Raw genomic sequence first — 15,170 nt, 5'->3', positions numbered from 1 at the left:
TTGTCATTTATACTTTATACTGTTTCAGAAGTGCTTAAGGGTGTACCAAATACAATTATTATTTCAATTGTAGCAATGATCGTAGGTTTAATTATCGGCACACTATTTGCTTTTATTCAAACTAAAAATGTTCCAATTCTCTCTCAAATTATAGTGATATATAATTCTTTTTTTAGAAGCACACCACTTATTGTCCAATTATTTATTATGTATTATGGCATACCAAAATTAGTGATTTGGAGTAATGCACAATTTACATTGACAATTAATCCTGATATTTTCTCACCATTAGTTATTGCATTTATTGTGTTTTCCTTACATGCTGTTGCATATTTGTCAGAATCTATTAAAGGGGGATTACTTTCAGTCGATACCGATCAAATTGAAGCTGCTCAAACTGTAGGACTTTCAACAATTAGAACTTACAAAGAAATTATATTACCGCAAGCATTCAGCTATGCGCTTCCCAATATTGAAAATCAATTTATAATGCTTATCAAAGGAACTTCTCTAGCATTCGCAGTACAAGTTACTGAGATTATGGCAGTTAGTCATGTTATTGCAAATGAAGGCTATCGTTTTATAACTGTATATAGTGTAGCAGCAATATTTTATTGGTTACTTGCCATAGTACTAGAATTGCTATTTTCTAAAGTTGAAAACCGTTCAGCACAATATATGACTTCAAAAACCACAGCATAAATCACAATAGAACAAAATCATTTTCATATAGACACTTATTTAAATTTTCTGTTTTATCGATTTCCAATACTCCATGTGCTTATCTATAATTTTAACCTTGACACATGTATACAAAACGACTTATTTTTTACAGTTAATATAATAGTTAGTCGTATGTACTGAACATTTATGATGCGTTTTCTTTTCAATCTCACAGTGACAAAAAATCAGCACTCAATATAAAATATGAGTATCAAAAAGGCCCGTAACTACATTATTTCAAAATGTAGTTACGGGCCTTGATATTGATATGGACGTTCCAGTCTTTTTAAGTTTTCATTTATTCCTATAACATTGTCTTTAATAGCTACATTGCTAAACTTTCGGCATACTGTCTTTTTCTTTTATAATAATTCTTAACCTTTTTAGGCATTCTACCATTTTGTAATTCATCTTTAGTTATAATAGGATAATTTTTGAACACAATAGATCCTAAGTAACCACAAACAGCACTTCCTATTGCACATAATAATGCAACGATAATCACAGTCAATGCATTATTAAAGCCAAACATCACCATTAAACCTGCAATTGGCGTTGCAGTGCCTGTTGCTTCATTAACAAGTCCAAACATAGCAATAATAACGCCCGATACAGCACCGCCTACAAAATTTGTAGCATAAACAGGAATTGGATTGGCAGTAACGATATCTGCTTGTGATAACGGCTCAATAGCCACAGAAATCGTTGTTTTACGATCACCGAACTTCATTCGTTTAAACAAAACAAAGTTCATAAACGATGATCCAAAAACTGCCAATGCACCAATTGCCATTGGTGTTCCTGTAAGTCCTAGTAACGCAGTCAATGCCATTGAGCTTAAAGGTGCAGTTGCTACAACTGTTATAATCCCCCCTAGTACTATCCCCATTAGTACTGGGCTTGAAGTTGTCGAATCTTTAATGATATTACCTATTTGCAATAATGTCGCATCTACAACAGGTGCTACACCAATTGCAATAATTCGTGTGATAGGTGCAATGATAATAATTGAACCTATTAAATCCAAACCATCGGGAAATTTTTGTTCTATCCATTTCATACCAAAACTGGCTATGTAACCTGCGACAAAACCTGGTAGTAAATCCATGTTACCGCATGCAACGGCAATAACAAAGGCATATACAGGAGAAACGCCCATTGCTAAAGCAACTAAACCAGCAGCAGCAACCCCGCCTAAGCCACCTGCCGCTTCACCTAACTGGCCTAAAAATGGAATTCCCATTAAATCTCCACCTACATATTTATGAAAGGCTTCGACTAAAAAAGAAGCAATTGCAGCATTTGCTAGCGCTCCCATTGCTTTTCCACCATTTGGTGCCTTACTTGTAAAAAGTGTAAACAAACATAAAACAATACCTAAAAATATAACCCCTAAAAGTAAATTCATAAAAACACCCTTCTAATATTTGTATGCGCTTTCATTTAACAAATATTAGTATATCACATTTAATGTTTTACTCAAATAATATTTTGGTTCAATATATAATTAATAAAATAAAATTACACTTTTCAGAATATTCGTTTTTTTATATATGTAACACGACTCATTTTCAAAAGTGAGTTACTTTAGGTAGTCTTGTAATGTTTTTATCATATGTTCAATTTTCTGACGTTGTGTTTCATTTATATATACAACAACTGTACGTTCGTCAATATCACTTCTCTTTTTACTCAAATAACCCATTTTAATTAATTTTTGCAATGCTTTCGTTAGGTAGTACGGTTTTAACTCTGAATATTGCGCAATTTCTTTTGCGGTAACCTCATAAGATTGACACTCATGTATATAATTCAAAATAAATATTTCTTCATAATTTAATTTGTGATATTTCTTAGTTTCTTTGAAAAACTGTTTCCCTTTTTGATACAAAGTTATTAATTCGTTTAGTTCACTTATTTCTTTTAATTTTTCCATAAAACCACTCCTTATGTTTTTTCATGTTGTTAATATATTTCAATGTGTGCCTGTCTTTATGTAATATAATTTTATCCTATTTATGCTATTGAATTCAATATGGCTTACTATGAAAAATATTAGGTTTTACTACTATTTTTTTAATATCACTTTTTATTATTAAAATTTAGTGCTACATATATCCTTTTTGTTACTAAAAATTCACTAATAGCTTATATAAATTTTTAAAATTATTAGCATTTGCTTTTAATTTAATAAATTGAAGATCACTAAAACCAACTAAAAATACTTCGGCATATCTAATAATAAGCATTGTTATATACGTCAACCAAACAACTATATTAACCAAACAAACTGCCTAATGTCATGGAGCTATGTTGTAGCACTCTCTCATTATAAACACATAAATATCAAATTATCATTTTCAAAGTGTAATGTCGTTTTTAAAACGAAATGTTTCAATTATCACTATTTACAAGTAATTTTCTCATAAAAAATCTGTATAAAAAACAACTTGAGACATTTATTAAAGTCCCAAGTTGTGTTAATTTTCATTTCTTATTTTTCTTTATTTAAAAAGAAACACTTTATCATATTGATATCTAGACGATACCTTAATGAATAATTATTTCTTTTTACAATCTAACGTATCTAATAAGCTAAGCGCTGCTAATCCTGTTAAATCAAGTGCATGTTTTGCACCTGCTTTACCATGTCCAGCTTCAAAGTGTTTATACGCTGCTACACCTAGCACAGTAATCGTCATTAACGAAGCAATACGTGATAATCTTTTACTTGCAAAGCTTAGCACGAAAAATACTGCACTTAATGATTCTAAAGCACCAGCTAAAGGTACTGCATTTGCAGGTAAATTAAATACTTCAGTAAAAGTATCTTTCATAGATTTGTCACCTTTTAATTTAGGTTTCGCTGCACCATATAATTCTTTTGCTAATTTTAAATTTGTTAAATAACGTAATATCATTTTTACTCTCCTTCTATTTGTTTTCAAAATATTTATCTACAATAGGTTTTACCCGCTCACCCAATAATTTAATGGTGTTTATTGTATGCTCATGTGGCATTGAACCTACAGGTGTATGCAACATAAAGCGAGATAAACCTAGTGTTTCAACAGTTTCAATAATTTTATTAGCCACAGTTTCCGGACTTCCAACATATAATGCACCATTCGGGCCTGCTTCACGAATGAAACTATTTTCATCATATAGTGGCCAGCCACGTTCCTTAGCTAATACATCATGGCTTGCTTTTACTGAAGGGAAAAATTCACGAAAAGCTTGTTCATCCGTTTCAGCAATATACCCCCAAGAATGCGTAGCAATCGGTAATTCTTTCACATCATGACCATAGGATTCGGCTATCGATTTATACATATCAATATTTCTGCGGAATCTTTTGGGGTCACCGCCAATTATAGCATAAGTGATGGGTAATCCTAATGCTCCTGCTTTCAATGAAGATTCAGGTGTTCCACCTGTAGCTATAGAAATAGGTAAAATACCATGCTCAACTCTAGGATAGACACCTAAATTTTGTATATTGGGTCTCAGTTGACCGGTCCAATTTACAATTTCATTTTGATTAATTTGCATTAATAATTCAATCTTTTCATTAAATAATTGTTCATAATCATTTAAGTTATACCCAAATAGTGGAAATGATTCTATAAATGAACCTCTTCCTACCATTATTTCGGCACGACCATTTGAAATTGCATTTAATGTTGAGAACCTTTCATAAACTCTTACAGGATCATCTGAGGATAGCACAGTTACAGCACTACTCAATTTAATTTGCTTTGTATTTCTAGACGCTGCAGCTAAGACTGTAACAGGATCAGAAACGGCATAATCAGGTCGATGATGCTCTCCTAACCCATAAACATCAAGACCATAGTCATCTGCAATTTCAATCTCTTCTATGATATTTCTTATTCTCTGAGCATTGCTAATTGCAGATGTTTTACCTTTATCGGTGAAAATTTCACTATTATCAGCAAATGATGTTAAGCCAATCTCAATTTTCATTAATTCACCTCGCTTACCAAGTATATTTTTTATACCTATTATCTTAAAACCTTTCAAATAAACTGTCAATAGCATTGCTCATGAACATTACAGCCTATTTGTATAAATTACTCTCAATTCTTTCAAAAAATAAATAATCTCTAACTTTAGAAAATAATATATTATTTAAATAACTAAATTTTAGCATTTATTAGCATTTGTAATTTTCTGTTATTTTACAGATTTGTAATAAATTAGAGTGCAAGATTACACATGAAATCATTAAAATGTGATAACAATGGGCGCTGAGAACTATATAAAACTAATGTTATTTGTTACATCTAACGATTAATTATTAGAGTTAAATTACAAAATGATAACATTGCACACAAACCGACCATTATCTGATAAAGTATTGCTTGTCGTTAAAAAACAACGAAAAAAAATATTTTAAACTATTGTCATTTAGAGACTGAGATAATAAATTAAATGCTTTATAATTATTAGGAGGATATTTTACAATGAAAAAAATCGCTACAGCTACAATCGCTACTGCAGGAATCGCTACTTTCGCATTTGCACAAAACGAAGCAGATGCTGCTGAAAATAATAATGGTTATAACCCTAATGACCCAACTTCTTATAGCTATTCATATACAATAGATCAACAAGGTAATTACCACTACACTTGGCAAGGTAATTGGAATCCAAGCCAAGCAGACCAAGCTCATTCAAATAACAATGGCTATGCAAGTAATGGTCAAAGCAGTAATTATGGTTCTACATATGGTAACGCTACTCAATCATATACAGCTAATAATAATACAACTGGTGGCGGTGGAGCTGCTTCAAATTCAACTTCAGACCGTAACATCAAAGTAACTACAACAAGCGCGCCATCAAGTTCATCAAGTTCTATTTCTAGCACTTCAGGTTCTTCTAACAACCTATATACTTCTGGCCAATGTACTTATTATGTATTTGATAAAGTCGGTGGTAAAATCGGTTCAACTTGGGGTAACGCTAACAACTGGGCAAGCGCTGCAGCTGCTTCAGGTTACACAGTAAACAATTCACCTTCACAAGGTTCAATCTTACAATCTTCAACTGGTGCTATGGGACACGTAGCATATGTTGAAAGTGTAAACAGCGACGGTTCAATCCGTGTATCTGAAATGAACTATGGTCAAGGTCCTGGTGTTGTTACTTCACGTACAATTTCAGCTAGCCAAGCTTCAAGCTATAACTACATTCACTAAATGTTAGCACATAAAAATAGCTAGACATAATCAAGCAGCAATTTCTATTGAAACGATATAGAAATTGCTGCTTTTTTATTTCACTTTTAGATTTTAACTGGATAATATCACTTACAATTATTCTAGATATATTTAATTAGTATTGTTTTTTCTAATACATACCAATATTAGCGATTTTGCAAAGTGATACGGACTTAGAAGTTATATGAAATTTATATAGTGTGTATAATTACTAAGTTGGAAACCTGTATTTTATCACAAGCCAGCTACATCAACGATCATCAACACATACGCTTTAAAATATAAAAAAACATACTAAGATTAGTTTTGAAGCGATCTTAGTATGTTTCATATCATCTTAGATGACTGTAACTTAGGTCACCATTTGGTACTTTTATCAATTCTAGTCATCTTTTATGTACACTTTTAAAGTGATAAATCTTCAATGATGCATCAGCTTATATCTAACAATTAGCAATATAATACTCACTTGTATCATTGTAAAAATAACATGACTACCATCATAGATTAATTTAATTTAGAGAATTAAAACCATTTAAATTATGGTTTGTGCAAGTATAACTATACATATACCATTTGTGTATTGTTAACATAAATCGGCTTTATACTGTACCATCGCTACAATATACAATATAAAACCGACTATAAAATAGATAATAGAAGGATATTTAAAATCTTTACCTATATTGAAATATTGATGTATTCCTATAACATAAAGTAATATCGCTACAATAATTACTAAATTCAATACGGAACCACCTCATCCATAGTTTTGTTTAGCCGAATTAGCTATCTCATAAACATATTATTAATAATTCCACTTAAATCTATCTAAAAAAGTAGTAATATAAACAAGTTTGCAACTTGAATACATTACTACTTTTTTCTTAATTTATTATCACAATGATACTATGTTACTTTTATTCTTCGCTAACTTTAGCTTTCTTGATGCCAATACCACTAAATCCATAAAATATTGCAAAAAAGACACATAAATAACAAGGCACTGCCCAAATAAAGAATTGATCGACAGAAACGCCTAATTGTTGGGTATAATAAATACCAGATGTTCCCCAAGGTATCAATGGTATAATCATTGTACCTGAATCTTCCAATGTTCTAGATAGATTTGAACGATCCAAGCCCATTTTATTATACATATCCATCATTAATACACCGACCATGATTATCACTACAGAAGCAACGCCTGCAGCTAACACCATCATTAATCCACCTACAACTGTAGCAAGAATTAAAGTCCCTACAGAATTAATATTACTAGATATTTTCTTCAAGATTACATCTAAACATCCTGCTTTTTCCACAATACCAGCAAAAGCATAGCCACAAAAGATCGTGACTACAATTTCTGTCATACTCATCATACCGCCCTGTTCTATTAAATTAATCGCTTTTTCGGATAATGAGCCATGTAAATTTGGTACCATACTTTTATTAAAACCATCAAATGTTGCTTTAAAGCCATCTGTCACTTTAAAACCATTATTAAATGCACCGATAACAATCGCACTGACACTAGAGATTAACATCGATGGCACTGTTGAAATTTTAAACAACAAGCATACAATAATAATGATTAACGGTAACCATACGAAAAAGTTAATGTTATAAATCGTTGATAGTTCCTTAAGCATCGCATTAACTTGTGAAGTATTCGCATTACCTTTAAATTGTAAACCGGCAAAATACCACACAATTAATCCGATGATAGACGCTGGAACCGTTGTCCATATCATCGCTCTTATATGCGAGAAGATATTCACCTTAGTAACTAGTGCTGCTAAATTAGTCGTGTCTGATAGTGGTGACATCTTATCACCAAAAACTGCACCTGCAATAATCGCACCTGCTGCCATACCAGCTGGAATATTTAATTGTGCACTTATCGCCATCAGCGCTATGCCTGCTGTAGATGCTGATCCCCACGCAGTACCAGTAGCAACTGATGTAATTGCACAAATAATAAATGCGGATACTAAAAACAAATTAGGATTTAAAAATTCTAAGCCATAATAAATCAGTGCGGGCACTGTTCCCGAATACATCCAAGTACCCACAATAATACCTACAGATAATATAATATATATCGCTGGCATAGCAGTCGCTAAACGATTAGTAATCCCTTCTTCTAAATCTTTCCATTTTAGACCTACGCGTCTCGCAATAATTGCAGCATAAGCTGAAGAAAGAATAAGTAATGCTTGAATTGGAATATCAAACACAACAAAACCAGTTATTACAATAATAATCATCACTATGATTGTTGAAATAGATTCTAAAAAAGTTGGTTGTCTTTTCATACACATTTCCCCTTATTTATATGAATGAATATTATAATTAGTACAATCCTAACTTATCTTTTCCTAACTCATCTATCGTTAATCCTTCTTCAAAGAAGTCACGTTCTAAAATTGTTGATGCAATAATGATAATCGCATCAATGTTAGGTGTTGGCACATCAATTTCTCTTCCTAAACTTGACCAAAGCACTAAACCATATGCAATATCTTCTGTTAAATAACGATTTTTTACATGATTAGGTCCTTTAATTTGAGAAAATACAGGACTCGTATTAAACAAACGATTGAGTGGTTCATCTTCATCTTGTCTTTCTAGATAACCACGTTCAATTCGAGCTTCTTTTGCAGAAGATAACTCAAATCCTAATTTTCGCCCTAGTGTTAGTCTCTCTAACTCTACTGCATGTAATAAACGCACAGTATGTTTTGTGATTCCCTCTTCATACAACGCAAATTCATCAGCATAATCTATTCTTCCTACATTTAATAATGTTGGTCCTGGATGAACTTCAGGATTACCATTTTCTAAATTTGTTTTCCATAAGCTTTCTTCTTTTACAATATGAGGATATAACTGCTCAATTGTATCAAAGCTATCACTTAACTCTTCTTTATCATATGTTGAAAAATGTACTTTTCTAACATTTAAAGATAAATCGACACGTGCTGCTTCAAAATCGACACGCGTACCATAAGTTAATGTATTTACTTCTGCAAACTTAGGCATTACATCAATATGCATATCTTCTAACACATTCATAAAACGTATTGATCCCATTGCAGCAGCAATATTAAAGAAAATTAACTGATTCGCTTTGATAAATGGCGCCATTGTGTGTGCATAATGTTCAATAAATGATGATGGTATCACAACTTGTATAACATCAGCACCTTCAAGCACGTATTCCATATCATCACTTATGTCAGTAAATTTTACGAAGGTTTCTTCACCTTCATTATTAAATGTAAATCCACCTTGTTCAATGGCTTTGTCAAATTTATCTATAGACTGATTTCTACAATATAACTTGACTTCATGTCCTTTATTAACCATATCAAGTGCTGCAGTAACAGCACCATTACCTGATCCTACAATAGCTATCTTCATAAACACCCTTCTTTCTTTAAACATTGAATTTTTTTCGTATTAAACATTACTCTCATGTATAACCTATTAAGAAAAATGATAAACACTGGTATACAACCTATCTAATTTTCTCAATTTAAAGGTACTTAAGTGCATTTCTATATTTTAACAATATCGCCACTTTGTAAACAGGCTTTTTATAAAATTTTTCAAATAATGTACAACTCATTTTGGGTTTTGTTATAGTAATAGTAAATTAAAAGGAGGAATAATAATGACTGAAGATTACGCAAATCGTGAAGTATTAAATCAAGAACCTAATAGTGATGCAAGATTGATGGCTACATTAATTTATGTGCTTAGTTTTTTCACTACATTTTTAGCGCCACTAGTCATTTGGCTTATTAAACGTGAAGATTCTGCATTTGTTGATAGAGCTGGTAAAAACTATTTTAATTTTCTAATTTCATATGTTATCTGGCTAACCGTTTCAACTATTTTGATGTTTATTCTCATAGGCTTTATTTTATTTCCTATTTTCGCAATTTTAAATTTTATTTTTACAATAGTAGCAGCCGTAAAAGCATATAATGGCGAAGATTATTTACCTCCGTTATCTATTAGATTTTTCAAATAATTTATATCAAAATTTTGTGATTCTTTACACCTTCTGTAATATACAAATTTAGTATATGTGTTGATAATCGTGTTAAACCTTATACTTGTGCAATTTATACTATATTACAACAATATTTGCTTTTGTAACCTCACGTGTTGTTTATTACAACAATATGTGAGGTCTTTTTAATTGTTTTACAAATACGTAACATTCCACACAAAGTGATAATCTTCTGTTATTGTATAAATTGTCGTTGAAACTAACGCAGTAATTATAAAAATAAATTTTATTAAAATAATAGATGAATTAAATTTTGGGAGGACTTTTTTATTATGAAAAAAATAGTAACAGCAACAACATTAACAGCAGGTATCGGCGCAGCAATTGTAGGTTTAGATCACGGAAATGAAGCAAACGCAGCTGAACAATCTACTCAAGCTAACCAAAACACTACTCAAGCTACATCAGGATCAAGTGCAAACTTGTACACTGCTGGACAATGTACATGGTATGTATTTGATAAAACAGGTGGTCAAATCGGCTCTACATGGGGAAATGCAAATAATTGGGCATCTGCAGCATCTTCAGCAGGATATACAGTTAATAATTCTCCAGAAGCAGGTTCTATCTTACAATCTAGTGAAGGTAGCATGGGCCATGTAGCATATGTTGAAAATGTAAACAGTGATGGTTCGGTTAATGTTTCTGAAATGAACTATAATGGTGGACCATTCTCAGTAAGTGAACGTACAATTTCAGCTGGTGAAGCTAGTTCATATAACTATATTCACTTAAACTAATATTGTCATTAAGTCATCACGATTGGGAGTCATACAAAACATAAGGTCTTATACTTATATCATGATTTTATGCGTATGATAAATACAGTTATTTATATTAAAAATGCCAATAACAATCTGTTTTTAATAACAAGTTGTAACTTATATAAGCGTCTGGGACATAAATCCCCATTCTTAAAATAAGAGGACCAATCCTTAATATGGATTGGTCCTCTTTATATTTAAAATTTTACGATTTTGACTGTGCGTAGTTGACTAGGGGGATTGTGCGAGCCTGTCGTCTCTCACTCATATGGATTCCCACGGGCGTTAGTACATAACAAAATCGATACAACTTATATTTTGTCATTCAAAAAATAAGATTTATACGTATCAATTAATAGCCACTATTAAATTAACGAGCGATATATGTATAAGATTATAACTTGACTCTACAAACACTACCAATGGAAACTTCAGTTCATTTTCTCACAAATGATATGTCACAACATATTAATGATTGAAATCGATAAAACAATCCCTGGAAATGTATTCGATGCATTTAAACATCTTGTGGTGCAATATCATACTAACAAGAGGTTAAAAATCACTATATATATGTACACATAATATCATTCTCTAGTCGTAAAATAGAAAAATTGCTTAATGATCGTAGCTGAATGAAGTGACTCTCACAAAATCAACCGCCTTTTTATAAACCAATAAATTATTTTAGAGTAAATCCTAAAACAATTGTCCTATTATAATCATTATTTCTTTATATTAATGGTATTTAATAAAAGAAAAGTAGCGACTCAATGAGCTAATTATAACTAAAACCATATTTAAAAAGGCAATTTCTATATGATTTCAATAAAAATTGACTTTTCACTTGTCAAAGTACTGTATATACCAGACCCTTTTATATTGAATTAACGCTTACATATTGTAGGCTAATTAAAAGTTTGAGAAAATAGTAGCGTTTCATGTAAAAAGGAGGTTAAAGCAAATGCAGTGGTTTAAAGTTATCTTGGCAGGGATTATAGAAATATTATGGGTTACTGGGTTAAACTCTGCTGATTCATTTTTGAGTTGGACCGGTACGATTATTATCTTAATTTTGAGTTTCTATTTAGTCATTTCAGCTTGTAAGTCATTACCTGTTGGTACTGTTTATGCTGTATTTGTAGGTATTGGTGCTATTGGAACAGTACTGGTTGATATGATATTTTTCGGTGATCATTTTAACATTATGAAAATAGCATTAGTTATCTTACTTGTTATAGGAATTATCGGTCTTAAATTAACTACAGAGGAGGCTGAACAATAATGGCATGGATGATACTATTTATGGCAGGTTTATTAGAAGTTGTTGGTGTCATTATTCTAAATGAAATTGCTCGTACTAAAAAGAAACTGTTCGTAGTGCTTTTAGCAGTTGCCTTTATTTGTAGTTTTAGCACACTTAAACTAGCAATGACAATGGGCATACCTATGGGAACGGCTTATGCAGTATGGAGCGGTATAGGTACAGGTGGAGGCACGCTAGCTGGCATGCTTATCTATAATGAATCTAAAAATATCAAGCGTATTTTCTTTATTGTTGTCATTGTTTTAGCAATTGTTGGTTTGAAAATCGTTGGTTAACGTAACTTTTAAATTTAGTACAGTATCTACTAAAATAAAATGCTTATATAACGCTACAATGATAATCACAAGTGATATTTACTTTGTTTGAATTGAGAGCAATGTAAAAGTTTGTTTACTTATATGAAATTTACTATACTTTAAGTAAAGGAAGTGATTATATATGGTAAAAGTATTTATTGCAGGCCCAATACCAGAAGTAGGGTATAACTTGCTAAAAGAACAAGGTTATGAAGTTGATATGTATGAAGGTAAAGGAATTATTGATAAAGAAACATTGATTCAAGGTGTTAAAGATGCCGACGCTTTAATCAGTCTTCTATCTACTAATGTTGATAAAGATGTGATTGATGCAGGCTCAAACTTAAAAATCATCACAAACTATGGTGCTGGTTTCAATAATGTAGACATTAAACATGCACGTCAAAAGCAAATTGATGTAACCAATACACCAAAAGCATCAACAAACTCTACTGCCGAATTAACTTTCGCACTTGTATTGGCAGTTGCAAGACGCATCCCTGAAGGCGATAAATTATGTCGTACAACTGGATTTGACGGATGGGCACCATTATTCTTCCGTGGTAGAGAAGTTTCTGGTAAAACAATAGGTATTATTGGTTTAGGAGAAATTGGAAGTGCAGTGGCAAAACGTGCCAAAGCATTTGATATGAATGTACTATACACAGGTCCTCATCAAAAAGTTGATAAAGAACGTGAAATTGGTGCTAAATATGTTGATTTTGACACACTCATACAGCACTCAGATTTCATTACAATTAATGCTGCATATAATCCAGATTTACACCATCTCTTTGACACAGAACAATTCAAGTCAATGAAACCAACAAGTTATCTTATTAATGCAGCTCGAGGCCCTATCGTAAATGAAGCCTCTCTAGTAGAAGCATTAAAAAATAAAGACATCGAAGGTGCAGCATTAGATGTGTTTGAATTTGAACCTGAAATTAATGATGAACTGAAATCATTAGAGAATGTTGTCATTACGCCACACATTGGTAATGCTACGTTTGAATCACGTGATATGATGTCAAAAATTGTAGCAAATGACACAATAAGTAAACTTAATGGTGATGAACCTAAATTTGTCGTTAATTAATCATTGATAATTTAACAAAATAACAATGCAGCGACATCACTTATTTTTAACTCATGTTTAAACATCAATTTTTATTAAATCAAATATAAATTGCCCTATATCAATGGGATTAAAATAAAAACACTTTCGTAGAATTCATTTAAAATGAACAGTACGAAAGTGTTTTTTCTATTAGCAAAGTTGATGATTCAATAAAAATTTAAAATATTTTTATGTTAGCGGATCGTTCTAGCTGACATAATTGAATCACTAAAAATAACAAACTAGATTATTACCTTAGAAAAGTTATCTAATAATAGTACATTTTGATATTAAAAAGCGTGTAAATATAATTTTTCCGAATTACATTTACACGTTTTGTGATGTTGAGGCTTTGGCCAATGTATATGTTTTACTTTGCTTTCGACTTATAAATAAATTTTGTCTGATTTGAAAGTAATCGATCAGGTAAAATTTTAGCAATTTTATTTCTCGCTTTCACGACGAATTTATTTGTTCTTTGAGCAGTTTTTCCTATTTTTCTAGAACGTTTCACTATTTTTTTTGTATGTTTTACACGCAATTTATTATAGCGTTCTAAGGCTAAATCAAAATCATATGATTGCATACAATTCGCTAAAACAATAGCATCTTCCATCGCTTGGCCAGCACCTTGCCCCATGTTTGGCGTCATTGCATGTGCAGCATCACCTAGAAGTACAACACGTTGATAAACAAACGATTTCAATGGGTTTAAATCATACATATCATGTAATAATATATCTGTTTCACTTTGCTTATCTAATATTTGTCTGACTTCATTAGGAAAATGATTAAATCTTGCCTGTAAATGTGGCTTCGCAAAAGCATGAACCTTAGAATCATGGGCTTTGGCAGAAATTGAAATAAACCAATAAGCTTGGTTATTTAATAATGGTACAATGCCCACTCTACCTTTTGTAGACCAAAACTCTTTAGCAACATTGTTATCTTTTAAATCAATATCATCAACTAAGCCTCTGAATACTGCGTATCCTTGATAAATTGGCTTACTATTTGGCACTATTGCTTGCCTTATGTTTGAATGGATACCATCAGCGCTGATACATAAATCAAATGATTGTGAAGTTTGCTCGGAAAATTGTAAGGTTACTTTCAAATCCCCATTTTCAATTCCTGTCACATTATGATTGGTGAAAATTGCACTATCCGGTACATATGATTTAATCACTTCTAATAAACTTTGACGTGACATCGTTAAATTAACTGTATTTTTTTTCAACTTAAGTTTTGATAATAGTTTGTCTTTATCATCTCGAACTTCCATCATATCGATGACTTGTCCAATGTTTTTAAGTCCTTTTGCCAAATCATGACCATTCAATTTCTCAATGACATTACCACCAATGCCAATACCAGCACCTAATTCAGATACTGTATCCTCTTTTTCAAATACACTTACATCATGACCTTGCTCTATTAATAAAGCTGCTGCAGTTAAACCACCTATACCTGCACCAACGATGGCTATTTTCATCTTTATTCACTCCAACTTTCCCTAATCTTTTAATATTATATTCACATTTGTATCATAACATAACAAAACTTAAATAAAGCTTGTAAAAATTGCGATTGCAATACTCTATAAT

General features: G+C 31.6%; 15 protein-coding genes. 7 read left to right on the top strand and 8 right to left on the bottom strand.

The window, feature by feature from the left end; genetic code table 11:
* Entirely contained in the window at window positions 1-702 is a 702-nt protein-coding gene (locus KA830_RS02160; protein ID WP_046208465.1) for an amino acid ABC transporter permease, read from the top strand.
* A 346-nt stretch (window positions 703-1,048) separates the two neighbouring features.
* On the opposite strand, the gene KA830_RS02155 is transcribed toward KA830_RS02160, so the two are convergent.
* The 4 genes from KA830_RS02155 to KA830_RS02140 form a co-directional block, all read right to left on the bottom strand.
* Window positions 1,049-2,131: a PTS sugar transporter subunit IIC gene (locus KA830_RS02155; protein ID WP_046208466.1), complete on the bottom strand. Its 1,083-nt coding sequence runs from the start codon at window positions 2,129-2,131 to the stop codon at window positions 1,049-1,051.
* Between the two features lie 174 nt (window positions 2,132-2,305).
* Window positions 2,306-2,659, bottom strand: coding sequence for a transcriptional regulator, SarA/Rot family (locus KA830_RS02150; protein WP_204180248.1), 354 nt, complete (start codon window positions 2,657-2,659; stop codon window positions 2,306-2,308).
* A gap of 625 nt (window positions 2,660-3,284) precedes the next feature.
* Window positions 3,285-3,644 (bottom strand): DoxX family protein, encoded by a 360-nt coding sequence (locus KA830_RS02145; protein WP_046208468.1) that lies wholly within the window; start codon window positions 3,642-3,644, stop codon window positions 3,285-3,287.
* 13 nt (window positions 3,645-3,657) lie between these two features.
* Window positions 3,658-4,710, bottom strand: a complete 1,053-nt coding sequence (locus tag KA830_RS02140) for an LLM class flavin-dependent oxidoreductase (protein ID WP_046208726.1) — start codon at window positions 4,708-4,710, stop codon at window positions 3,658-3,660.
* A 500-nt stretch (window positions 4,711-5,210) separates the two neighbouring features.
* Here KA830_RS02140 and KA830_RS02135 point away from each other — a divergent pair, with 500 nt between their 5' ends.
* On the top strand, window positions 5,211-5,948 hold the full coding sequence (locus KA830_RS02135; protein ID WP_046208469.1) for a CHAP domain-containing protein: 738 nt from the start codon (window positions 5,211-5,213) through the stop codon (window positions 5,946-5,948).
* Between the two features lie 607 nt (window positions 5,949-6,555).
* On the opposite strand, the gene KA830_RS02130 is transcribed toward KA830_RS02135, so the two are convergent.
* From KA830_RS02130 to KA830_RS02120, 3 genes are all read right to left on the bottom strand, one after another.
* Window positions 6,556-6,717, bottom strand: a complete 162-nt coding sequence (locus KA830_RS02130; RefSeq protein ID WP_155390677.1) for a hypothetical protein — start codon at window positions 6,715-6,717, stop codon at window positions 6,556-6,558.
* A gap of 172 nt (window positions 6,718-6,889) precedes the next feature.
* Window positions 6,890-8,290 (bottom strand): Na+/H+ antiporter NhaC, encoded by a 1,401-nt coding sequence (gene nhaC, locus KA830_RS02125; RefSeq protein ID WP_046208470.1) that lies wholly within the window; start codon window positions 8,288-8,290, stop codon window positions 6,890-6,892.
* A gap of 37 nt (window positions 8,291-8,327) precedes the next feature.
* Window positions 8,328-9,398 (bottom strand): NAD/NADP-dependent octopine/nopaline dehydrogenase family protein, encoded by a 1,071-nt coding sequence (locus tag KA830_RS02120; RefSeq protein ID WP_064209363.1) that lies wholly within the window; start codon window positions 9,396-9,398, stop codon window positions 8,328-8,330.
* A 253-nt stretch (window positions 9,399-9,651) separates the two neighbouring features.
* Between KA830_RS02120 and KA830_RS02115 the strand changes: the two genes are divergently transcribed.
* The 5 genes from KA830_RS02115 (at window position 9,652) to KA830_RS02095 (ending at window position 13,542) form a co-directional block, all read left to right on the top strand.
* Complete coding sequence (locus KA830_RS02115; RefSeq protein WP_046208472.1) at window positions 9,652-10,014, top strand: DUF4870 domain-containing protein; 363 nt, start codon at window positions 9,652-9,654, stop codon at window positions 10,012-10,014.
* Between the two features lie 314 nt (window positions 10,015-10,328).
* Window positions 10,329-10,796 (top strand): CHAP domain-containing protein, encoded by a 468-nt coding sequence (locus KA830_RS02110; RefSeq protein WP_046208473.1) that lies wholly within the window; start codon window positions 10,329-10,331, stop codon window positions 10,794-10,796.
* 988 nt (window positions 10,797-11,784) lie between these two features.
* Window positions 11,785-12,105 (top strand): DMT family transporter, encoded by a 321-nt coding sequence (locus KA830_RS02105; RefSeq protein ID WP_107365489.1) that lies wholly within the window; start codon window positions 11,785-11,787, stop codon window positions 12,103-12,105.
* Window positions 12,105-12,422, top strand: a complete 318-nt coding sequence (locus tag KA830_RS02100) for a DMT family transporter (protein ID WP_046208475.1) — start codon at window positions 12,105-12,107, stop codon at window positions 12,420-12,422. The genes KA830_RS02105 and KA830_RS02100 overlap by 1 nt, the downstream gene beginning before the upstream one ends.
* 163 nt (window positions 12,423-12,585) lie before the next feature.
* Window positions 12,586-13,542 carry a 2-hydroxyacid dehydrogenase family protein gene (locus tag KA830_RS02095; RefSeq protein ID WP_046208476.1) on the top strand — a complete coding sequence of 319 codons (957 nt, stop codon included), beginning with the start codon at window positions 12,586-12,588 and terminating at the stop codon, window positions 13,540-13,542.
* A 391-nt stretch (window positions 13,543-13,933) separates the two neighbouring features.
* Here the strand turns inward: KA830_RS02095 and KA830_RS02090 are convergent, their stop codons facing one another.
* Entirely contained in the window at window positions 13,934-15,058 is a 1,125-nt protein-coding gene (locus KA830_RS02090; RefSeq protein ID WP_046208477.1) for an FAD-dependent monooxygenase, read from the bottom strand.
* Window positions 15,059-15,170 lie beyond the last annotated feature (112 nt).

Origin of the sequence: Staphylococcus sp. GDY8P119P (genome assembly GCF_017892075.1) — a bacterium.
GTDB classification, from domain to species: Bacteria; Bacillota; Bacilli; order Staphylococcales; family Staphylococcaceae; genus Staphylococcus; species Staphylococcus ureilyticus.
The sequence above is the reverse complement of the archived record's forward strand: the minus strand, read 5'-3'. Positions and strand labels throughout refer to the sequence as shown.